The following is a 20,985-nucleotide window of genomic DNA, read 5'->3' as shown; positions in this document are numbered from 1 at the left end:
TCGCGCCGCCGACGCGGTGACCGTCGCCGAGCCGGAACCGGCTGAATACGTCAAGATCTGCGACGTGTACGGGGCCGGCTACTTCTACATTCCCGGCACCGAAACCTGCCTGCGCATCGGCGGCTATGTCCGCTACGACATCGGCGTCGGCGACGTCGGCTCGTTCGACGGCGCGCGGTCCTTCGACCATGAGGATGGCGATGAGCAGGATACGTTCTACAAGAACGCCCGCTTCACGCTGAAGACGTGGACCAACCAGGAGACCGAGCTCGGCACCTTGAAGACCTACACCGAGACTCGCTTCAACTTCGGCAACCGCAACGGCTTCCCGTCGGCAGACGATCCGGCCACGACGGAAATCGATGAATTCAACAATAACCCCGCCGGCAACAAGGCCGTCTCGCTGAACTTCGCCTGGATCCAGCTCGGTGGCCTCCGCGTCGGTAAGGACGAATCGGCCTTCAATACGTTCATCGGCTACGCCGGCAACGTCATCCAGGATACGCTCGTCCCCTACGGCGACTTCGACACCAACGTCGTCCAGTACTACTTCGACGCCGGCAACGGCTTCTCCGCCGTCCTCTCGCTCGAAGAAGGTTCGGGCGTTATCGGCACCATCGACAGCTATGTTCCGCATGTTGTCGGCGGTCTCAAGTGGACGCAGGGCTGGGGCGCCATCAGCGGCGTCGTCGCCTACGACAGCAACTACGAAGAAGTGGCTGGCAAGGTTCGCTTGGACGTGAATGCGACCGACGCGTTGTCGCTGTTCATCATGGCAGGCTACGGCACCGACGACAATCTCACGGACGGTACCTGGGCAATTCCGGCCGGTGGCCGCGGCTTCTACAAGCAGTGGAGCGGCAACTGGGCAGTGTGGGGCGGTGGCACCTACAAGTTCAACGAGAAGACCTCGTTCAACCTCCAGGTGTCTGCTGACGATGGCAAGAACGTCGGCGTCGCTGCGAACGTCGCCTACGACATCGTTCCCGGCTTCACGGTCACCGCCGAAGTTGACTACCTCCACCTTGGCGACGACTCCGTCTCCAACTGGACCAATGCCGACAAGGAAAACAGCGTCGGTGGCATGCTCCGCTTCCAGCGCTCTTTCTAAGGGCTGGACTGCAACAACATGAAATCCGGCCCGGGCATCTCTACGCCCGGGCCGTTTTGCTTTTCGCGATGGATCAACGCAACGAAAGGATGGGGGTGATACGGTAAGCTGATCGGGTCTGTGGAGCGACTTTGTGGGATCCGCCATGGCGGATGGGGTCGGAGGCCAGACTCGAAAACTCTTGAAAGGATGCTCCCGAGCGGTTAGGGCTGGTCCCTTGACCACAGGGGGTGTGGCTAAAAATGTCGAATGAAGCGATTCAAGAGGGGGAGCCCTCTGGTCATTTTGCGGTATTTTCTTCTCAGAATTCGAAGTTTAGGTACACCTATAACAAGATCCGAGAAGTAAAATCGTACAGGGTCAGTGAGCTCTTTACAGCATACCGGGATATACTCTGGGATGATGGGCGGCATAAATACAATGTCAGCTCATTCATTGGTGAAATAGACGAGATCCTTCTGGGAGAGCGTTTCAGCACCTTTGACCAGAACACCCTGGACAATCTTATCGGTACCTTGCGCCAGCGCGGGAACAGCAACGCAACCATCAATCGCAAGATGGCTGCACTCAGCAAGCTGCTGCGCAAGGCTCATAAGATGGGAGATATCCACAGCCTGCCCGAGTTCCGCCGCCAGAAGGAGCGGGCGGGACGGATTCGTTTCCTCGAAAGGGACGAAGAGACAAGGCTGTTCGCCGCCATCAAGAGCCGCAGCGAGGATGCTTACAGACTTTCGGTCTTCCTGGTCGACACCGGCTGCCGTCTCGGCGAGGCGCTCGGCCTGATCTGGAATGACGTCCAGGAACACCGCGTCAGCTTCTGGATCACAAAGTCGGGCCGCAGCCGCACCATCCCGATGACCGAACGGGTCAAGGAGGTGATCAAGCTGCCGCCGACCACCGAAGGCCGCCGGCCAAAGGGTCCGTTCACCAAGCTCACGCAGGCACAGTACCGCGCCATCTGGAACGAGGCGAAGGCCGAAGTCGGTCTTGGCGCCGATGAGCAGGTGGTGCCGCATATCCTGCGCCACACCTGCGCTTCGCGACTCGTCCAGGGCGGCATCGATATCCGGCGCGTGCAGATGTGGCTCGGCCACCAGACGCTTTCGATGACCATGCGTTACGCGCACCTCGCCACCAACGACCTCGATGGCTGCGTCGTAGTGCTGGAGAAGCCGCGCGCCGAAGAGGCGCCGCGGCCGGCAGAGAACTCGGTGTTTGCGTCCCCGTTGACCACCCCTTCATCCGCCAAAGCCGCCCGCAAGGAGAGCGGCTCGGAGCCGGCGAAGGCAGGCCGCAAGAGTTCGAAGGGCAAATAAGCGGCACGCCACGCGCCGGGAATCTAGATTTCAAAAACAAGGCGGGGCGGAGTTAGTCTCGGGCTTTACTTTACGTGGACTTGGCTTCGGCGCGATCGAGGAAATCCGCAATCTTCTTCGGCAGGTTGCCGGTTTCCAGGAAGGGCGCGTGTCCCTGGCCTTCGACCGTGATCGTCTCCATGCCGGGATGACGCTTTGTCATCTCCTCGATCGTCGCGGTGGAGAGAAGCGTCGAATTGCCGCCGCGTATGGCGAGCAACGGCACGGCGGCAAGCGCGTTGAACTGTGGCCAAAGATCCGGCAGTGGCTTGCTGAAGTCGACATTGGCCAGGGTCTCGACCAGGGCAGGATCGAAATCGGGCACCAGCCCGGCATCCGTGTCGCGGCAGATGGCGCCAACCATACGCGCCCAGTCGGCATCGGTGAGCGCCGGGAAGCCGCCACCATGCACGCGCCGCTGCGCATCGACTGCCTCGGCGAATGTCTTCGGCTTCGGCGCGCGATCGAGATATGAGCGGATATGGGCCAGACCTTCCGCCTCGATCACCGGGCCGATATCGTTGAGGACAATGGCTTTCAACGCGGCCGGCTTCAGCGCGCCGAGCACATGGATGATGAGTCCGCCGCGCGAGGTGCCGATGAAGCCAGCCTCTTCGATACCCAGCGCCGACAAGCCAGCGAGCACGTCGCCGGCTTCGACGCCGACATTGTAGTGGCTGATGTCGGGATCGTAGTCGGATCGGCCACGGCCGCGATAGTCGAAAGCGACGACCTTGCGCGGCGTCTTCGCCTTGCCGGAGAGGTAAAGCGCGAGCTCATGGAAGTCGCGCGCATTGCGGGTGAGGCCGGGCAGGCAGACGACCGGCCAGCCACCGCTGTTCGCCTCGCCATAAATGCGGGCATGCAGTTTCAGCCCATCGGGTGCGGCATAGAAGAAGTCGGAGAAACCGTCGTACGCCACCCGGATGCTGCTCCTCGCTGAGGTGACCGACAGCTACAGGCGAGGGCGGCCGCGGTCAAATGATGGGAAGGCACGTTACACAACCTTGCCACGCTGGCGGGACAGCATCTCCTCTGTTCTGTCGGACATCTCCCCGCAAGGGGATTGACTGTCATCTAAGCTTTTACCCATCGCCAAAGCGGCATGAACGAGCCGGCAGCGAAACTGCCAATCTCCAAGTGCGGGGGCTGTCCGGCAGGACAGAGGGGGCGCGAAGGATCGCCAACCTGAGGCTTGCATACGCCCCACGGCGATCAACTCCGCCCGTTCACCAGATCCCCGACGATGTCGTATTTGCCGGAAATACGCATCTTGTAGACTTCATAATTCTCCATCACGCGCTGCACGTAACTTCTTGTTTCCGTGTAGGGGATCCTCTCGACCCAATCGACGACGGCGTCCACGTCCTTGCCGCGCGGATCACCGTATTTCGCCACCCACTGGGCGGCGCGGTTTGGGCCGGCATTGTAGCCGGCGAAGGTCAGCACATAGGAGCCGTTGAAGCGGTCGAGCTGCTCGCCGAGAAAAGCGGACCCCAGCGTCGCGTTGTAACCGGCATCGGTCGTCAGCCGCGTTTGCGAGAAGATCATGCCGGCCTTCTTCGCCAGTTGCTTGGCGGTGCCCGGCATCAACTGCAAGAGGCCGCGCGCGCCCGCGCTGGAAATCGCCGCGACATTGAACTCGCTCTCCTGGCGGGCGATGGCATAGGCCAGCGCCTTGCCGGAGCCGGAGATATCGGCCGAATCGGGAATGACACCCAACGGATGCGAAAGCGCACCCACATCGATGCCGCGCTGGGCGGCGATCTTGCCGACCTTCAGCGCCATGAAATGGTTGCCCTGTTTTTCGGCAAGCCCCGCCAGCAGCGCAAGCTCGCCGGGGCTGGTCAGCTGCCCCGCGAGGTCGCGGTAGAGCGTCTCGGCATAGCGGTCATACCCTGCCTCCTGCAGCCGCTTGATCGCTTTCACCGCCTCGCGGCCCTCGAAGCTTTGGCGGTCGGCCGCGCTGGGCGTGGGATGGACGATGCTCAAGGTTCTGAGGCCCACACGCTCGCCGGCAAGCTGGCCGTAGAAGGTGGTGCCGTAGCTGGCTGCCCGGGTGAAATAGTCCTTGGCGCTGCCCGGGCCGCCGACTTCCGCGGCGCGGCCAAGCCAGTAATAGGCGCGCGACAGCGACACCGGTCCCTGGGCGAGCTCGGCGATGCGTGAAAAATGCGAGGCGGCCGCTGCCGGGTCGTTGAGACCGCGCAATGCATACCAGCCGGCATGGAACTCGGCTTCCGCGGCGCTGGCCGCGCTTTCGGCCGCATGCATGGAGGCGATCTTGTAGGCGGTCTTTATGTCGCCTTGATCGACCAGCTCGCGCGAAAGAACGCGCCGCTCCACCCACCAGGCATCGGGATCGACCAGCGCGTCGCGATTGGTCGGCGCCTTCATCACGACTGCCGCGGCATCGGCAACTTTTTGCTGCTTGCGCAGATATTCTGCCTCGGCGAAGAAATAGCCGGCCGAACGCTGCGTCGCCGGCACCGCCTTCAACAGTTTCGCCGCGTTTTTTTCGCCTTTATCGACCGCCACCCAGGCATCCGCCAGTTGCTGGGCGCCGGCAAGGCCGGCGACGCGCAGCGCCGAGGACGGCCGGTCGGCATAGAACATGCGCTCCATGCGATAGCGATGATCGGCCGCGGGGATCAGCGTGCCGAATTCCTTGATGATGGAAGTTTCGTCCTGGGCATCCAGCTTCTCCGTGCGCCAGAAGGGCACCAGCACCGCGCGCGCCGCCGCTTGATCGCCCAGCGCCACCTGCGAGCGGGCAAGGATGATCACGCCTTCCGGCGTCAGCGGCTGGCTGCGGCCGAAGGCCCGCACCACCACTGGCGGCGGCGGGTTCTCGCGATAGAGCGCGCGCTCGCTGTTCCTGCGCAGCGCGATCGTGCCCGGCCATCCAGGCAGCATCTTGGCGGCATCGGCGATTTCGCCGCTCGGCACCTGGTCGCCGCCATACAGCGCGATCGCCCAGGCCAGAATGTGCCGGTCGAGCGAGGTGGAGGGCAACGTGTCGCGGGCATTGCGCGCCGCGGCGATGTTGTTCACCGCGAGCGCGTCGAGTCCGCTCTTCAATTGCCCGATGCTGGACGGAGGCTGAAGCTGCTGCGCCTGGTCCGCGGCCGACGGCGAGCCCGGCGCGGCAATCGCCGCCGTCACGCGCACGTCGACGCTGCCGCCGATCGCCATACCCGGTATCAGCGCGACAGCCGCGCTCAAAAGCGCGAACAGATGAGGCCGACTTGTCGGCATTGTTCCACCCCGGCACATTGTCAGCAGGCAGGGCCTTCGAGGCCGACCCGGAGCCTAAACTTAGGTCGTGAAAGGCTCGTAAACAAAAGGTTATCGAGGCCGTTCGAATTACGCTTGCTGGCACTACAGCAATGCTTGCCGCTGAACCGTGTCGAGACTATGGTGCGCGGCTTCGCTTTCGATTAGAAGGCGCCGAAATTAACGCATCGACAAAACGCTGATGCATGTCGCCCAAAGTGGGCACCCGGCTTTGGGAGAGCGACATGCTTAGACCAACAAAGTCCCAAGGAGTTTGGACAATATGCTGAGAGGCTCGCTGACTGCGCTCGTGACACCGTTCGAAAAGAGCGGGCGTTTCGACGAGAAAGCCTTTCGCGCGTTTGTCGAATGGCAGATCGCCGAGGGCACCAAGGGCCTCGTGCCCGTCGGCACCACCGGCGAGTCGCCGACGCTGTCGCATGACGAGCACCGCAATGTCGTCAAGGTCTGCATCGAGGTCGCCAGGGGCAGGGTTCCAGTTGTGGCCGGCGCCGGCTCCAACAACACCGAGGAAGCCGTCGGCCTGGTGCAGTATGCCGAAAAGGCAGGCGCCGATGCAGCCCTGGTCGTCACCCCTTATTACAACAAGCCGACCCAGCGCGGCCTCTACGAGCATTTCGCAGCCGTTGCCAGGGCAACCAAGCTGCCGATCATCATCTACAACATCCCACCGCGCTCGGTGATCGACATGACCCCGGAGACGATGGGCAGGCTGCGCCACGACTTCAAGAACATCGCCGGCGTCAAGGACGCGACCGGCAAGGTCGAGCGTGTCTCGGAACAGCGCATGACCTGCGGCAAGGATTTCATCCAGCTTTCCGGTGAGGATGCGTCCGCGCTCGGCTTCAATGCGCATGGCGGCGTCGGCTGCATCTCGGTGACGTCGAACGTCGCGCCGCGCCTTTGCGCCGAGTTCCAGGAAGCGACGCTCTCCGGCGACAGCGCCAAGGCGCTAGAACTGCAGGATCGTCTCCTGCCGCTGCATAAAGCAATTTTCGTGGAGCCCGGCGTGTCCGGCGCCAAATACGCCCTGTCGAAGCTGGGCAAGGTCGAGAACGTGGTCCGCTCGCCGCTGGTGACGGTCGAAGCTTCGACCGCCGAGAAGCTCGATGCGGCGCTGAAGCATGCCGGCTTGATTAATTAGGGATGAGGCGCCACCTCTCCGCATTATGAATCAAGTCAAGAAAGCCGATCCCAACAACAGGACGGTCGCCGAAAACCGCAAGGCGCGCTTTTCCTACGAGGTGCTCGACACGATCGAGGCCGGCCTTGTGCTGACCGGGACCGAGGTCAAGTCGCTGCGCCAGGGCCAGGCCAACATCCAGGAGAGCTACGCCTCCGCCGAAGGCGGCGAGATCTGGCTGATCAATTCCTATCTGCCGGAATATCTCCAGGCCAACCGCTTCAACCACGAGCCGCGCCGGCGCCGTAAGCTGCTCGTCAGCAAGCGCGAGATGGCCAAGCTTGCCCAGAGCGTGGAGCGCGAAGGCATGACGCTGGTGCCGCTGAAAATCTATTTCAACGATCGCGGCCGCGCCAAGCTCCTGCTCGCCATCGCCCGCGGCAAGAAGCTGCACGACAAGCGCGAGACCGAAAAGCAGCGCGACTGGTCGCGCGAGAAGGGACGGCTCCTCAAGGAGCGCGGGTAAGCACCTTCGATATGCGGGCAGGGCGAGCAGCGGGCCAAGGCTTGAGGAACGGCTTGATTGCCTTGGCCCTGGCTTTCGTCTTTCTGGCGCTCGCCAACTGGGCAGAGGGCTTTCTCCGGCCCCGTGCTTTCCCGCCGGATCGCGGCGAATTCCCCATAAGGGGCATCGATGTTTCGCATCACCAGGGCAGGATCGACTGGCTGCGCGTCGCGGCCGACGATGTCGTCTTCGCCATCATCAAGGCGACGGAAGGTGGTGACTATGTCGATGATGCCTTTGCTGAGAATTTGCGCCAGGCCCGCGCGGCGGGCCTCGCTGTCGGCGCCTATCATTTCTTCACCTTCTGCCGCCCGGGTGCCGACCAGGCCAGGAACTTCATTTCGGTCGTGCCGCGCGGCGAGCAGCTCTTGCCGCCGGTAGTCGACATCGAGTTCCACGGCAATTGTCCCCGACGCCCTTCGCCCGCCGAGCTGAACGCCGAACTGCTGGCATTCCTTGGCCCGGTTGAGGCGGCTTACGGCAAGCCGGCCATTCTCTATATTACCGATGAGACGGCGCCGACCTATGCCGCTCATATCGCGGTTCGACAGCGCTGGCTGCGCTCTGTGCGGGGGCCGCTGAACGAAGATGACTGGGTCTATTGGCAATATCTCGACACAGGCCGTGTCGACGGCATCGACGGCGACGTCGACCTGAATGTGCTGAAGGGGGGCCCGGCGAGGCTCTCCGAGCTGTTTGCCGTGGCGCCGGATTCTAGTTCTTCAGGAACGCCGCTATCTCCTTGAACACATCGACGAACATCGCTTCCGTCAGCACACCGGTGTTGGTGTTGTAGCGCGAGCAGTGATAGCTGGAGAACAGCGTGATGCCGCCGGCCTGCTGTCGTCCGCCGTGGCGGAACGGAAGGGTGGCGACGCGCCCGCCCAGCGCCCGCACCGTCGATTGATGCGCGATCGAGCCCAGCGTCAGGATGGCCCGCAGGTTGGCAAAGCGCGCGATCGTCGGTTTGAGGAAGGTGCGGCAGGTGGCGATCTCGGCGCCCACCGGCTTGTTTTCCGGCGGCACGCATCGCACCGCATTGGTGATCGCGGTGCCGACGAGCTCCAGCCCGTCATCGGGCCTGGCCTTGAATTCCCCTCGCGCCAACCCTTGAGCGATCAGCGTTGCGTAGAGCAGGTCGCCGGCATAGTCGCCGGTGAAGGGACGCCCGGTGCGGTTGGCGCCGCGCAGGCCGGGCGCCAGCCCGACGATGAGGAGCCTGACCGAGTCCTCGCCTTCCGGCGGCAGGAAGGTCGGCACCGGTGCATTGAACCAGCCCGGCTCGCGCTGGCGCCAGGCGGCGATGAAGTCGTGCAGCCGCGGGCAAAGCGGACAATCGCGGTCAGGCTCGGGGGAGGGCGCGGCGCTCAAGGCTGCCGCGCTCAATAATCGTCCTCGTCGGCTTCAGCCGGCTCAGGCCGGCGGACCGGCCGTTCCGATGGATCGCGGCCGACTTCATTCTTCAGCGTCATGAGGTCGATGAAGTGGTCGGCCTGGCGGCGCAGGTCGTCGGAGATCATCGGCGGCTGCGAGGCCATGGTCGAGATGATCGACACCTTGCGGCCACGCCGCTGCAGCGCCTCGACCAGCGTGCGGAAGTCGCCGTCGCCGGAGAAGATGACATAGTGGTCGACGACATCGGCAAGCTCCAGCGCATCGACGGTGAGCTCGATGTCCATGTTGCCCTTGATCTTGCGCCGGCCGGTCGAGTCGGTGAACTCCTTGGCTGGCTTGGTCACCACCTTGAAGCCGTTATAGTCCAGCCAGTCGATCAGCGGCCGGATCGAGGAATATTCCTGATCCTCGACCAGCGCGGTGTAGTAATAGGCCCTGAGCAGGTAGCCGCGTTTCTGAAAGCTCGCCAGAAGCTTGCGGTAGTCGATGTCGAAGCCCAGCGCCCGCGAGGTGGCGTAGAGGTTGGCGCCGTCGATGAAAAGAGCGATCTTTTCACGGGGATCGAACATTGAAAAATATCCCTTTTCAAAAATTTCTGTCGTCTAAAAGGACGTGACGGGTAGGCCCGATAATGGTCCCTCTTCCCGCCCCTTTCGAGATAACGCCAGATTTATGGATATCCAAGGGCAGGGCGCGCATTGCAAGCAATTGTGATCGGCACTAGGTAAGCATGGCGAGGTCCGGTATTGAGCCGGGCAAGGGCTCGTGCTTCGGCGGTGTCCGCCATGAAGCTTGTATTTCGGCGGCGTCCTTGTTATGGAGCCCGCCAGTTTTCCATCAAATCCACGCATGAAAGGGGCAGTCCATGGCCCGCGTAACCGTTGAAGATTGCATCGACAAGGTCGACAACCGTTTCGAGCTCGTGCTGCTCGCCGGCCACCGTGCCCGCCAGATCAGCCAGGGCGCGCAGATCACCGTTCCTCGCGACAATGACAAGAATCCGGTCATTGCGCTGCGCGAGATCGCCGACGAGACGCTGTCGCCGGACGACCTCAAGGAAGACCTGATCCACTCGCTGCAGAAGCATGTCGAGGTCGACGAGCCGGAGGCCGAGGGCGAGGCCATCGCCGACCAGACCGGCGCTGCCACCGCTGCTGCCGACACCGACGATGCCGAAGAGAACATCGCCTTCGACCGCATGAGCGAGGAAGACCTGCTGGCCGGCATCGAGGGTCTGGTGCCGCCGGAAAAGAGCGACGACTACTAAGCTCTTGGACACGGGCCTGGATCAAGCATCCGGGACTTCCGTATCGTCAGTTTCGTGGCTATCTATGGGATGCGTCGCACGCCGGTGCGGCGCATCAATCATTTCATCACCGCGAGATCCCGCCCATGATGCGTCAGTATGAGCTTGTCGAGCGCGTGCAGCGCTACAAGCCTGACGTCAACGAGGCGCTGCTCAACAAGGCCTATGTCTACGCCATGCAAAAGCATGGCCACCAGAAGCGCGCCTCGGGCGATCCCTATTTCTCGCATCCGCTGGAAGTGGCGGCCATCCTCACCGAGATGCATATGGACGAGGCGACCATCGCCGTTGCCCTGCTGCACGACACGATCGAGGACACAACCGCGACCCGGGCCGAGATCGATGAATTGTTCGGCCCCGAGATGGGCAAGCTGGTCGAGGGACTGACCAAGCTGAAGAAGCTCGACCTCGTTTCCAAGAAGGCCGAGCAGGCGGAGAACCTGCGCAAGCTGTTGCTGGCGATCTCCGAGGATATTCGCGTTCTGCTGGTCAAGCTCGCCGATCGCCTGCACAACATGCGCACGCTCGACCATATGCCCGAGTCCAAGCGCCTGCGCATCGCCGAGGAGACGATGGACATCTATGCGCCGCTCGCCGGCCGCATGGGCATGCAAGGCATGCGCGAGGAACTTGAGGAGATCGCCTTCCGCTACATCAATCCGGAAGCCTATCGCGCCGTCACTGCGCGGCTCGCCGAGATCTTCGAGCGCAACAAGGGGGTGCTGGACGAGATCGAGAAGGCGCTGTCCAGCCTGTTCGAAAAACACGCGATCAAAGCCGGCGTCAAGAGCCGGCAGAAAAAGCCGTGGTCGGTGTTCCGCAAGATGGAGGCCAAGGCGCTCTCCTTCGAGCAGCTCTCCGACATCTTCGGCTTCCGTGTGGTCGTCGACACCGTCGAGGACTGCTACCGCGCGCTTGGCGCCATCCACACCACCTGGTCGATGGTGCCTGGCCGCTTCAAGGATTACATCTCGACGCCGAAGCAGAATGACTACCGCTCGATCCACACCACCATTGTCGGCCCCTCGCGCCAGCGCGTCGAACTGCAGATCCGCACCCGCGAGATGAACAAGATCGCCGAATACGGCGTTGCCGCGCATTCGATCTACAAGGACAGCGGCGGCAAGCCGAACGGCGCAGCGCACGCGATCTCCAAGGAGACCAACGCCTATGCCTGGCTGCGCCGCACCATCGAACAACTGGCCGAGGGCGACAATCCCGAGGATTTCCTGGAAAACACCAAGCTCGAGCTGTTCCAGGACCAGGTGTTCTGCTTCACGCCCAAAGGCATGCTGATCGCGCTGCCGCGCGGCGCCACCCCCATCGACTTCGCCTATGCCGTCCACACCGATGTCGGCGACACCTGTGTCGGCGCCAAGGTCAACGGCCGCATCATGCCGCTGATGACGGAGTTGAAGAACGGCGACGAGGTCGAGATCATCCGCTCCAAGGCGCAGGTGCCGCCGGCAGCCTGGGAATCGGTCGTCGTCACCGGCAAGGCGCGCGCCGCCATCCGCCGCGCCACCAAGAATGCCATCCGCAAGCAATATTCCGGGCTCGGCGCCCGCATCCTCGAACGCGCCTTCGAGCGCGCCGGCAAGAACTTCACCAAGGAAAGCCTGAAGCCGGTTCTGCATCGCCTGGCGCGCAAGGACATAGAGGACGTGCTGGCCTCTGTCGGCCGCGGCGAGCTTGCCTCGACCGATGTCATGAAAGCAGTCTTCCCCGACTACAAGGACGAGCGCGTCACAGTCGCGGCGCCCAAGCAGCGCGAGGAAGGCTGGTCGAAGATCCGCAACGCCGCCGGCATGCTGTTCCAGATGCCCGGCCGCGCCGCGCGCAAGGGCAAGGACCAGCAGCGCGACGGTGCGGTGCCCATCCGCGGCGTGCGCGGCGACCTGCCGGTGCGCTTCGCGCCGGAAGGGGCGGTGCCCGGCGACCGCATCGTCGGCATCATCCAGCCAGGAACCGGTATCACCATTTATCCTATCCAGTCGCCGGCCCTGCAGGCTTTCGACGACCAGCCCGAGCGCTGGATCGATGTGCGCTGGGATATAGACGAGCGGACCAAGGAGCGCTTCCCGGCCCGCATCTCGGTCACAGCCATCAATGCGCCGGGCTCGCTCGCCGACATCGCGCAGGTCGTCGCGTCCAACGATGCCAACATCCACACGCTGTCGATGGTGCGCACCGCGCCCGATTTCACCGAGATGCTGATCGACCTCGAGGTTTGGGACCTGAAGCACCTCAACCGGCTGCTGTCACAGCTGAAGGACAATTCGAGCGTCAGCGACGCACGGCGTGTGAATGGGTGAATAGTGAATAGTGAATAGTGAATAGTGAATAGTGAATAGTGAATAGTGAATAGGTTGCTCTCAATGCCATTCACCATTCACCATTCATCCTTCGACTCACTACTCACTAATAACTACTCACCACTCGCCAAGAGCATGGAGCGAACAATGAACACCGATGAAGTGCTGGGTATTTTCCGCGAGGCTGGCGCGGTTCTCGAAGGGCATTTCATCCTGACGTCCGGCCTGCGCAGCCCCATCTTCCTGCAGAAGGCGCGCGTCTTCATGCATGCCGACAAGACCGAGCGCCTGTGCAAGGCGCTGGCCGAAAAGATTCGTGAGGCGGTGACGGGCAGGATCGACTATGTCGTCGGCCCGGCGATCGGCGGCCTGATCCCGGCCTACGAGACCTCGCGCCATCTCGGCGCGCCGGCGGTCTGGGTCGAGCGGGAAGGGGGCGAGTTCCGGCTGCGTCGCTTCGAGATCGCCAAGGGATCGCGCGTCGTCATTGTCGAGGACATCGTCACCACGGGTCTCTCGATACGCGAGACCATCGACTGCCTGCGCCAGCTCGGCGCCGAGGTGGTGGCGGCCGCCTGCATCATCGACCGTTCGGCCGGCAAGACCGATGTCGGCGTGCCGCTGATTGCGCTCGCCGAATATGAGGTGCCGGCCTACCCGCCCGACCGCCTGCCGCCGGAACTTGCCGCCATCCCTGCCGTTAAGCCGGGAAGCCGAAATATCTGACCTGGCGATGAATGAAAACAACCACCTGAGGGTGCCGGTTGAATCTCTTTGCCAGCGAAGCGCGCAGAGGCCCATGATAGCCGGCATCGATCATTTCGTCCTGACGGTCCGGTCTGTCGAAGCGACTTGCGACTTCTATCAGCGCGTGCTTGGCATGGGGCGGCTGGACGAGCCGAGCCGGCCGACCGCGCTTCTGTTCGGATCGCAGAAGATCAATCTGCACGAGGTCGCTCGCACCTTTGAGCCGAAGGCAAAGGCGCCGACGCCGGGCTCCGGCGATTTCTGCCTCATTGCTGCGGTGCCTCTTGCCGACATCCGCGCCAGCCTCGAAGCCAACGGTGTGGCGGTCGAAGTCGGACCTGTCGAGCGCACCGGTGCTCGCGGCAGGATGATGTCGGTCTATTTCCGGGATCCCGACGACAACCTGGTCGAAGTCAGCGAATATCGAACTTAGCTGAAAAGCCCGGGCTGACCGCGTCCGATACCTCGGCGCCGCGGTCGCGCAAGGACGAATGGCCAAACATGCTTTGCCCAGTCTTCCTCAGTTTCGCCAGAATGGCGCTCATGTAAGAGCCTGCGGCAGACCATCGCGGCGACGTTTCGCTGTTCCGTGGTCTGGCAATCGCCGCTATAGCAAAGTTTTGTTGCCTTCCTGCGCCGTTGAAGCGCAAGATATGTTGGCGCGACCCGGCTGGCAGGGAAGCGTGTGTTGGACCAGGAACCGAAACAGAGTGCTTTTTCGACGCCGAGAGCCTGATGGCCTCCTGGAGCGGGTGCGTACTTACCTATGGCCGCGCCGCTCGTTCTCGCGCTCCGTTCAGTATTTCTCCAAGCGCATTCTGCGGCTGAAAGCGACGCCCCATTCGGTGGCCGCCGGAGTCGCGGCAGGCGTTTTCGCCTCCTTCTTCCCGCTAGGCTTCCACTTCATCATCGCCGCCGTGCTCTGCTGGGTGATCGCCGGCAATCTGGTGGCGGCAGCCCTCGGTGCGGTGTTCTTCGGCAATCCGCTGTCCTTCCCGCTGCTCTGGGGCGCGTCCTGGGAGACTGGCAAGCTCATCCTGCATGAACATCTGCCCAGGCATGGGCCGCCGGAGCATCTCGGGGAAATGATGCACACGCTTTCCTTCGCCAAGCTGTGGCACCCGATCCTGGAGCCGATGCTTCTCGGCGCGGTGCCCCTCGGCTTGGTCTTCGGGCTCGTCTTCTATGGTGTCACGCGGTGGGGCATGACCGCTTTTCGCGCGCAACGGCAGCGGCGAATGACCGAGCGAGCCGGGAAGGCTCGGCAGGGCGGACGGGAAGTTCCCGCGGAATGATCATCGGCATCGGCAGCGACCTGATCGACATCAGACGTATTGAGAAGTCCCTGGAACGGCACGGCCAGCGCTTTATCCAGCGTATCTACACCGAGGTCGAGCAGGCCAAATCGGAGAAGCGCGCGGCCCGTGCCGCTTCCTACGCCAAGCGCTTCGCCGCCAAGGAGGCCTGCGCCAAGGCGCTTGGCACCGGCATGGCCGAGGGCGTCTTCTGGCGCGACATGGGCGTGGTCAACCTGCCCAGCGGAGCGCCCACCATGGCGCTCACCGGCGGCGCTGCCGCCAGGCTGGAAAAAATCCTGCCCAAGGGCCACCATGCGCTGATCCACCTCACCATCACCGACGATTTTCCACTTGCTCAAGCCTTTGTGATCATCGAGGCAGTGCCCGCCGAACAAGCGCCACATTGATTCCATCTGACCACGGGCGGCATGACGTTGCCCAGCGCGCGCCGAGACTCTATACCAACCAACGCACAATCGAGGACGACATGAGCGTGGCTGAAAAATCGCAGAAGAAATCCGGCGGGCTTGGGGAAACCTTTTCCGTCATCATCCAGGCTCTGCTGCTCGCGCTTGTCATCCGCACGCTGCTGTTCCAGCCCTTCTCCATCCCCTCCGGCTCGATGCGGCCGACGCTGCTCGAAGGCGATTATCTGTTCGTCACCAAATGGGCCTATGGCTATTCGCGCTACTCGCTGCCCTTCGGCCCCAATATTTTCTCCGGCCGCATCTGGGGCTCTGAGCCCAAGCGCGGCGACGTGGTCGTGTTCAAGTTCCCGCCGGACCCGTCCGTCGACTACATCAAGCGCGTCGTCGGCCTGCCCGGCGACAAGATCCAGGTCAAGGACGGCCAGCTCTTCATCAACGGCACCGCCGTGCCGCGCGAAAAGGTCGGCCAGATCGACAATCCCGACATCACCGAGGTCGACCGTCCCGTCGACGTCTATCGCGAGACGCTGCCCAACGGCGTCACCTATGACACGCTCGATCTGACGCCCAATTCGATCGGCGACAACACGCGCGAGTTCGACGTGCCGCCCGGCCACTATTTCATGATGGGCGACAATCGCGACAATTCCTCCGACAGCCGCTTCACCGTCGGTTTCGTGCCGGCCGAGAACCTCGTCGGCCGCGCCAACGTCATCTTCTTCTCGATCGCCGATGGCGCGAGCCCGTTGGAAGTCTGGAAGTGGCCGTCGCTGATGCGTGCCGGCCGCCTGTTCCACCTCGTCCACTAAGGTCATGGCGGCGACCAAGCGTTTGACCGCCGATGCCCTTGCCGAAGCGCTTGTCGAGCGCACCGGCCACGCCTTCGCCGACCGCCAGCGTCTGCAGCGCGCGCTGACCCATGCCAGCGCGCGTTCGACGCATGCCGGCGTCGACTACGAACGCTTCGAATTTTTGGGCGACCGCGTTCTCGGCCTGGTCGTGGCCGACATGCTGCTCGCTGCCTTTCCCGATGCCGCCGAGGGCGAGCTGTCGCTCCGCCTCAACGCGCTGGTCAATGCCGAGGCGCTCTCCGAGATCGCCGAGGAGATCGGCCTGCCGGAGCTGATCCGCGCCGGCTCCGACGTGCGCAATCTCGAAGGCCGCAAGCGAACCAATATGCGTGCCGACGCGCTGGAGTCGCTGATCGCCGTGCTTTATCTGGATGGTGGCCTTGAGACCGCCCGCGCGTTTATCCATCGCTACTGGCAGCCGCGCTCGCAGGCGATCGGTGCTGCCCGCCGCGACGCCAAGACCGAGCTGCAGGAGTGGGCGCACCAGGCGGCGTCGGGGGCGGTGCCGGCCTACCGGGTGGATGCTCGCGAGGGGCCCGACCACGACCCGCTGTTCACCGTCAGCGTCAAGGTCGGCTCTTTCGCGCCGGCGATCGGCAGCGGCCGTTCCAAGCGCGAAGCGGAGCAGGCGGCGGCGGCCGCGTTGCTGCTGCGCGAAGGCGTATGGAGCGCTGCATGACCGTCACCGAAATCTCCGAAACGCCTGCCACGCGCTCCGGCTTCGTCGCGCTGATCGGCGCGCCCAATGCCGGCAAGTCGACGCTGGTCAACCAGCTGGTCGGCGCGAAAGTGTCGATCGTCACCCACAAGGTGCAGACCACCCGAGCCATCGTGCGCGGCATCGCCACACATCACAACGCGCAGATCGTCTTCGTCGACACGCCCGGCATCTTCAAGCCGAGGCGGCGGCTGGACACGGCAATGGTCACCACCGCCTGGGGCGGCGCCAAGGATGCCGATGTCGTAGTGCTGCTGATCGATGCCGAACGCGGCATCAAAGGCGATGCCGACGCCATCCTCGACCGGCTGAAGGACGTCAAGCAGCCGATGCTGCTCGTCCTCAACAAGGTCGACCGGGTCAAGCCGGATACGCTTCTTGCTTTGGCCGCGGCAGCGAACGAAAGAGTGCCGTTCAAGCGCACCTTCATGGTCTCGGCGCTCACCGGCTCCGGCTGCAAGGACCTGCTCGATTATCTTGCCGAGACGCTTCCAGCCGGTCCCTGGTACTATCCGGAAGACCAGATATCCGACCTGCCGATGCGCCAGCTCGCGGCCGAGATCACGCGTGAAAAGCTTTATCTGAGACTCCATCAGGAGCTTCCCTATTCCTCGCATGTCGAGACCGAGAAGTGGGAGGAGAAGAAGGACGGCTCGGTGCGCATCGAGCAGGTCATCTATGTCGAGCGCGAGAGCCAGAAGAAGATCGTGCTTGGCCACAAGGGCGAGACGATCCGCGCCATCGGCCAGGCCGCGCGCGCCGAGATCGCCGAGATCCTCGAGCAGAAGGTGCATCTCTTCCTGTTCGTCAAGGTGCGCGAGAACTGGGGCGACGACCCGGAGCGCTATCGGGAGATGGGATTGGAGTTTCCCAACTGATCCATGTCGACCAAAAGCGACGCGGTTTTGGGATAACGACATGCACAGCCCGAAGATAGATATCGACACCGCTCTCGTGCGGCGGCTCGTCGACGCGCAGTTTCCCGAATGGCGGCATCTGCCTGTGAAGCCGGTCGCGTTCGGCGGCTGGGACAACCGCACCTTCCATCTCGGCGACACGATGGCGGTCAGGCTGCCAAGTGCTGCTCCCTATGCGCTGCAGGTCGAGAAGGAGCATCGCTGGCTGCCCAAGCTCGCGCCGCTTCTGCCGCTGCCGATTCCCGAGCCGCTCGCCATGGGCCAGCCGGCGGCGGGCTATCCCTGGCACTGGTCCGTCTACCGCTGGATCGAAGGCGAGACGGCGAAAACCGGGCACATCGCCGATCTTCGCGCGTTCGCGGTCTCGCTGGCTGAGTTCCTCGTTGCCCTGAAACGGATTGATCCGACCGCCGGCCCGGCACCTGGCCAGCACAATTTTTATCGCGGCGGCCCGCTGGCCGTCTATGACGGCGAGGCGAGACAGGCCATCGCTGCGCTTGAAGGCCGGATCGATACGCAAGCCGCCACTGCCGTCTGGAAGGCGGCGCTTGCTGCCGGCTGGCACGGCTCGCCCGTCTGGTTCCACGGCGATGTCGCCTCAGGCAACCTGCTGGTCGAGGGCGGCCGTCTGAGCGCTGTCATCGACTTCGGCACGTCGGGCGTCGGCGATCCCTCCTGCGATCTCGCGATTGCCTGGACGCTGTTCGAGGGCGAGAGCCGCGAGGCATTCCGCGCGCGCATCTCCGTCGATGACGCGACCTGGGCGCGCGGACGCGGCTGGACGCTGTGGAAGGCGCTCATCACCGTTGCCGGTCACGACGCCAACCGGGCCGAGGTCGGGAGGCAGCGCCGCGTGATCGACGAAGTGCTCGCCGATCATCGCAAATTGGGATGACGGCGCCAAGCAGGCGCCGTCACCGGTCGAGTATTCATGCAGTGGCAAGTCGCTTCGCCGGCCGTCGCATAAAGCTTTCCGTGCCGTAATAGGCAACGATCGTGATCGCGATGACCGCCCAGATCGCGACGCCGAGCCATTGCTGCTGGATATAGTCGCCGTCGACGAACACCTTGGCGAGGAAGCGTACGCTGTTCTGGTGTGAGACATGCATCAGGATGGCCAGCAATACGCTGCCCGTGTTCTGGTAAAGCCAGGTGAAGACGATCCCGGCCAGCACGACGTTGATCGTGCTGTAGAGGCTGAGATCGCCAAGCAGGCCGAGCGGCAAGTGCCAGATTGCCCATATCACGCCGAGGATCAGGCTGCCGGCGAGTGCTGGGCGACGGCCAAGAAGATGCGGGGTCGCAAAGCCGCGCCAGCCGGGCTCCTCGCCCAGCGGACCGCTGAATACGGCATAGAGCGCGATCATGGGCGCCACCTCGGAGAAGGCCGGAATGTTCCCCCACGACGGCTCCGCCGAACCGAGGAACGGATTGATCAGGATCGAGGCGAGCTGCGTCCCGAACGGCAGGCCGACCGCCACCAGATACCAGATCGGGCGAACGCGCCATTTCACCATCGAGGCGAGGATGGTCTTCACCGCGCCCCAGCCGCCGGCGAGTGCCGCGACGGTGAAGCCCGAGATTGCCGGTCCGAAGGTGAACCAGGGAATGCTCTGGCCATGCGACAGATAGAAGGGAATGAACGCCAGCCATGTCAGGCCGAGCGCCAGCGAAAAGAAGATGGTCAACTGGTGCCCGCGCACCACGCCCAGGAAGGAGCTCATATCGATCCTCTCATCGGGCCATTGTAGCGAGTGGTCGCCTGCCCGAGAGGTCGACGCTTCGGGAAATAGCCAGCCGAGCCGCTCGGCGGTCTGCGCCGGTTCACCCGGTCAATGCGCCGATATTTGGCGCCGGCGCGGCCGAAAAATCCCGAACGGTTTCTGAGAATTTTCCGATATTGCCGCCGCGGCGACAACGGCAGATGTTGCCCGCCATCACTGTCAGGACAGATTTTGGGTCACGGGCGGCAATCTTGATTTCGCCGCCCAACAGGTGAAAAGCTCGACGTATGGAATGGCGCGACGAGGGAATCATACTCGGCACCCGCAAGCATGGCGAAACCAGCGCCATCCTCGAGGTGATGACGCGCGCCCATGGCCGGCATCTCGGCCTCGTGCGGGGCGGGCGCTCGCGCAAGCAGCAGCCGCTGCTGCAGCCCGGCAATCGCGTCGATCTTTTGTGGCGGGCGCGTCTCGACGAGCATCTCGGCATCTTCCAGGCCGAGGCGATCGAGATGAACGCCGCCCGGCTGATGGACAGCGCAGTCGCCGTCTACGGCCTGCAGACCATGGCCGCGCATCTCAGGCTTCTGCCCGAACGCGATGCCCATGGCGGCCTCTACGAGGCTCTTGCGGTGATGATCCCCCATCTGGGCGATGCCGATGCCGCGGGCGAGTTGGTGGCGCGCTTCGAATTGCTGATCCTGGATGAGCTCGGCTTCGGCCTCGACCTCAGCCAATGCGCGGCGACCGGATCGCGGCAGGATCTCGCTTATGTGTCGCCGAAATCCGGACGCGCCGTCTCGCGCGCTGCGGGCGCGGCTTGGCACGACAAGATGCTGGCGCTGCCGGCCTTCTTGCAGCGCGGCTCATAGACGTGGCGAGTGAAGAAGAAGCCGGTCAGCCGGAAGGCGTCCTCCAGCGCCGCGGCATCGAGCCGCCCGACGCCCGCGCCGGCTTCCTCGCGGCTCTGCGCCGGCATCAGGCGGCGGTGAAGGTGATTGCCGGCGAGTAAGGCGAGGATCTAGTCGGCTCGCCGTCGCACCAGAAAATCGTCGAGGATGGGACGCTGGCCTTTCAGGATCTTGAGACCCGCCTCTGGAAGTGAGAACCAGCCGGCTTTGTCCACTTCGGGAAAGTCCTTCATGGCGCCCGACCTTGGCGGCCACTCCATGGTGAACATGTTGCTCCTGACGGCATCCACGTCGATGTCCGCTTCGACGCTCCAGGCGATCACGATTTTACCGCCCGGCTGCTTGTAGCTGCCGACTGGCTGGAAATCGCCGTCGATCGCGACGCCTAGCTCCTCCTCGGCCTCACGCCGAGCGGCCACGAGATCGTCCTCGCCATCGTCGATCAGCCCCTTCGGAATCGACCAGGCCCCTTCATCTTTCGTTGCCCAGAACGGTCCGCCGGGATGGACCAGCAGGAACTCGAACACACCGGCGGTTTGCTTGAAGATCAGCAGGCCCGCGCTTCGTTGCGGCATCGGTCATCCTCTTGTTAATTCCCGCTAGCGTTCGAGGATAGCACGAGTGTTCCGCGGCGAGCGGCCGGCAATTTGCGGCCCGAGCCTCAGCCGCTTCGACGTATCGCCGTTGGATAAAGCCCGCGGTCGCTGGCAATCGGCGCCGAAACATGCTCGATCTTGCAGGCCGGCAGGGCGCTGATTGGGTAGCCGTCTCATCGCCGCATTTGTCGGCCACGACTGGCACGGTTTTGAGGGGAAACCGCCATGTTTTTCGGCCTGATCGCCATTGCCGCTGTCATCGCTTTATTCGTCATCATTTCACGCCAGCAGACGCGCATCGGACTGATCGAGCGCGAGCTTGGCGCAC

23 protein-coding genes and 1 pseudogene are annotated in these 20,985 nt (G+C 63.4%); 16 read left to right on the top strand and 8 right to left on the bottom strand.

The window, feature by feature from the left end; translation table 11 throughout:
* Nucleotides 1–1,111 (top strand): porin (locus tag EOA32_RS14850; RefSeq protein WP_145971298.1); only part of this gene is annotated, 1,111 nt, incomplete at its 5' end.
* Between the two features lie 242 nt (nt 1,112–1,353).
* Complete coding sequence (locus EOA32_RS14845) at nt 1,354–2,427, top strand: site-specific integrase (RefSeq protein WP_128372154.1); 1,074 nt, start codon at nt 1,354–1,356, stop codon at nt 2,425–2,427.
* Between the two features lie 70 nt (nt 2,428–2,497).
* Here EOA32_RS14845 and EOA32_RS14840 read toward each other — a convergent pair whose 3' ends face one another.
* Both EOA32_RS14840 and EOA32_RS14835 read right to left on the bottom strand, forming a co-directional pair.
* Nucleotides 2,498–3,388: an alpha/beta hydrolase gene (locus tag EOA32_RS14840; protein ID WP_128372153.1), complete on the bottom strand. Its 891-nt coding sequence runs from the start codon at nt 3,386–3,388 to the stop codon at nt 2,498–2,500.
* A 293-nt stretch (nt 3,389–3,681) separates the two neighbouring features.
* Nucleotides 3,682–5,724 (bottom strand): lytic transglycosylase domain-containing protein, encoded by a 2,043-nt coding sequence (locus EOA32_RS14835; protein ID WP_128372152.1) that lies wholly within the window; start codon nt 5,722–5,724, stop codon nt 3,682–3,684.
* Between the two features lie 301 nt (nt 5,725–6,025).
* On the opposite strand from EOA32_RS14835, the gene dapA reads away from it, so the two are divergent.
* The 3 genes from dapA to EOA32_RS14820 are packed head-to-tail and all read left to right on the top strand — an operon-like array spanning nt 6,026 to nt 8,197.
* Nucleotides 6,026–6,907, top strand: a complete 882-nt coding sequence (gene dapA, locus EOA32_RS14830; RefSeq protein ID WP_095823685.1) for a 4-hydroxy-tetrahydrodipicolinate synthase — start codon at nt 6,026–6,028, stop codon at nt 6,905–6,907.
* A gap of 25 nt (nt 6,908–6,932) precedes the next feature.
* Nucleotides 6,933–7,412, top strand: coding sequence for an SsrA-binding protein SmpB (gene smpB, locus EOA32_RS14825; protein WP_128372151.1), 480 nt, complete (start codon nt 6,933–6,935; stop codon nt 7,410–7,412).
* A gap of 53 nt (nt 7,413–7,465) precedes the next feature.
* Nucleotides 7,466–8,197 carry a glycoside hydrolase family 25 protein gene (locus EOA32_RS14820; protein WP_245499275.1) on the top strand — a complete coding sequence of 244 codons (732 nt, stop codon included), beginning with the start codon at nt 7,466–7,468 and terminating at the stop codon, nt 8,195–8,197.
* On the opposite strand, the gene EOA32_RS14815 is transcribed toward EOA32_RS14820, so the two are convergent.
* Both EOA32_RS14815 and EOA32_RS14810 read right to left on the bottom strand, forming a co-directional pair.
* Nucleotides 8,166–8,837 carry a uracil-DNA glycosylase gene (locus EOA32_RS14815; protein WP_189407150.1) on the bottom strand — a complete coding sequence of 224 codons (672 nt, stop codon included), beginning with the start codon at nt 8,835–8,837 and terminating at the stop codon, nt 8,166–8,168. The two genes, EOA32_RS14820 and EOA32_RS14815, sit on opposite strands and share 32 nt — an antisense overlap.
* Nucleotides 8,834–9,415 (bottom strand): NYN domain-containing protein, encoded by a 582-nt coding sequence (locus tag EOA32_RS14810; protein WP_128372149.1) that lies wholly within the window; start codon nt 9,413–9,415, stop codon nt 8,834–8,836. The genes EOA32_RS14815 and EOA32_RS14810 overlap by 4 nt, the downstream gene beginning before the upstream one ends.
* A gap of 296 nt (nt 9,416–9,711) precedes the next feature.
* Between EOA32_RS14810 and rpoZ the strand changes: the two genes are divergently transcribed.
* The 4 genes from rpoZ to EOA32_RS14790 all read left to right on the top strand — a co-directional run bounded on the left by rpoZ (nt 9,712) and on the right by EOA32_RS14790 (nt 13,647).
* Nucleotides 9,712–10,113, top strand: a complete 402-nt coding sequence (gene rpoZ, locus EOA32_RS14805; RefSeq protein ID WP_066997473.1) for a DNA-directed RNA polymerase subunit omega — start codon at nt 9,712–9,714, stop codon at nt 10,111–10,113.
* Nucleotides 10,114–10,238: 125 nt separating this feature from the next.
* Nucleotides 10,239–12,467, top strand: a complete 2,229-nt coding sequence (locus tag EOA32_RS14800; RefSeq protein ID WP_128372148.1) for a bifunctional (p)ppGpp synthetase/guanosine-3',5'-bis(diphosphate) 3'-pyrophosphohydrolase — start codon at nt 10,239–10,241, stop codon at nt 12,465–12,467.
* A 147-nt stretch (nt 12,468–12,614) separates the two neighbouring features.
* Entirely contained in the window at nt 12,615–13,193 is a 579-nt protein-coding gene (pyrE, locus tag EOA32_RS14795; RefSeq protein WP_066997469.1) for an orotate phosphoribosyltransferase, read from the top strand.
* A 73-nt stretch (nt 13,194–13,266) separates the two neighbouring features.
* Nucleotides 13,267–13,647: a VOC family protein gene (locus EOA32_RS14790; protein WP_066997467.1), complete on the top strand. Its 381-nt coding sequence runs from the start codon at nt 13,267–13,269 to the stop codon at nt 13,645–13,647.
* Here the strand turns inward: EOA32_RS14790 and EOA32_RS40575 are convergent.
* Nucleotides 13,628–13,759, bottom strand: a complete 132-nt coding sequence (locus EOA32_RS40575; RefSeq protein ID WP_281014119.1) for a hypothetical protein — start codon at nt 13,757–13,759, stop codon at nt 13,628–13,630. The two genes, EOA32_RS14790 and EOA32_RS40575, sit on opposite strands and share 20 nt — an antisense overlap.
* Nucleotides 13,760–13,924: 165 nt before the next feature.
* Here EOA32_RS40575 and EOA32_RS14785 point away from each other — a divergent pair, with 165 nt between their 5' ends.
* The 6 genes from EOA32_RS14785 to EOA32_RS14760 all read left to right on the top strand — a co-directional run bounded on the left by EOA32_RS14785 (nt 13,925) and on the right by EOA32_RS14760 (nt 18,321).
* A complete protein-coding gene (locus EOA32_RS14785; RefSeq protein WP_066997464.1) occupies nt 13,925–14,509 on the top strand; it encodes a DUF2062 domain-containing protein in 585 nt (194 codons plus the stop codon).
* Entirely contained in the window at nt 14,506–14,919 is a 414-nt protein-coding gene (gene acpS, locus EOA32_RS14780) for a holo-ACP synthase (protein WP_067321104.1), read from the top strand. Before EOA32_RS14785 ends, acpS begins: the two co-directional genes overlap by 4 nt.
* A gap of 80 nt (nt 14,920–14,999) precedes the next feature.
* Nucleotides 15,000–15,749 (top strand): signal peptidase I, encoded by a 750-nt coding sequence (gene lepB, locus EOA32_RS14775; RefSeq protein ID WP_128372147.1) that lies wholly within the window; start codon nt 15,000–15,002, stop codon nt 15,747–15,749.
* A gap of 4 nt (nt 15,750–15,753) precedes the next feature.
* A complete protein-coding gene (rnc, locus tag EOA32_RS14770) occupies nt 15,754–16,470 on the top strand; it encodes a ribonuclease III (protein WP_128372146.1) in 717 nt (238 codons plus the stop codon).
* Complete coding sequence (era, locus tag EOA32_RS14765; protein ID WP_128372145.1) at nt 16,455–17,387, top strand: GTPase Era; 933 nt, start codon at nt 16,455–16,457, stop codon at nt 17,385–17,387. Before rnc ends, era begins: the two co-directional genes overlap by 16 nt.
* 40 nt (nt 17,388–17,427) lie before the next feature.
* Nucleotides 17,428–18,321: an aminoglycoside phosphotransferase family protein gene (locus EOA32_RS14760; RefSeq protein ID WP_128372144.1), complete on the top strand. Its 894-nt coding sequence runs from the start codon at nt 17,428–17,430 to the stop codon at nt 18,319–18,321.
* Nucleotides 18,322–18,355: 34 nt separating this feature from the next.
* On the opposite strand, the gene EOA32_RS14755 is transcribed toward EOA32_RS14760, so the two are convergent.
* Nucleotides 18,356–19,150, bottom strand: a complete 795-nt coding sequence (locus EOA32_RS14755; protein ID WP_095777854.1) for a type II CAAX endopeptidase family protein — start codon at nt 19,148–19,150, stop codon at nt 18,356–18,358.
* Nucleotides 19,151–19,250: 100 nt separating this feature from the next.
* Complete coding sequence (locus EOA32_RS38620) at nt 19,251–19,418, bottom strand: hypothetical protein (protein WP_189407147.1); 168 nt, start codon at nt 19,416–19,418, stop codon at nt 19,251–19,253.
* 19 nt (nt 19,419–19,437) lie between these two features.
* On the opposite strand from EOA32_RS38620, the pseudogene recO reads away from it, so the two are divergent.
* Nucleotides 19,438–20,162, top strand: a pseudogene (gene recO, locus EOA32_RS14750) (DNA repair protein RecO).
* A 9-nt stretch (nt 20,163–20,171) separates the two neighbouring features.
* On the opposite strand, the gene EOA32_RS14745 reads toward recO, so the two are convergent.
* Nucleotides 20,172–20,636, bottom strand: a complete 465-nt coding sequence (locus EOA32_RS14745) for an NUDIX domain-containing protein (RefSeq protein ID WP_128372143.1) — start codon at nt 20,634–20,636, stop codon at nt 20,172–20,174.
* Nucleotides 20,637–20,985: the final 349 nt, after the last annotated feature.

The sequence above is a fragment of the Mesorhizobium sp. M1A.F.Ca.ET.072.01.1.1 genome (genome assembly GCF_004023325.1).
Lineage (GTDB): Bacteria > Pseudomonadota > Alphaproteobacteria > Rhizobiales > Rhizobiaceae > Mesorhizobium.
The sequence above is the reverse complement of the archived record's forward strand: the minus strand, read 5'-3'. Positions and strand labels throughout refer to the sequence as shown.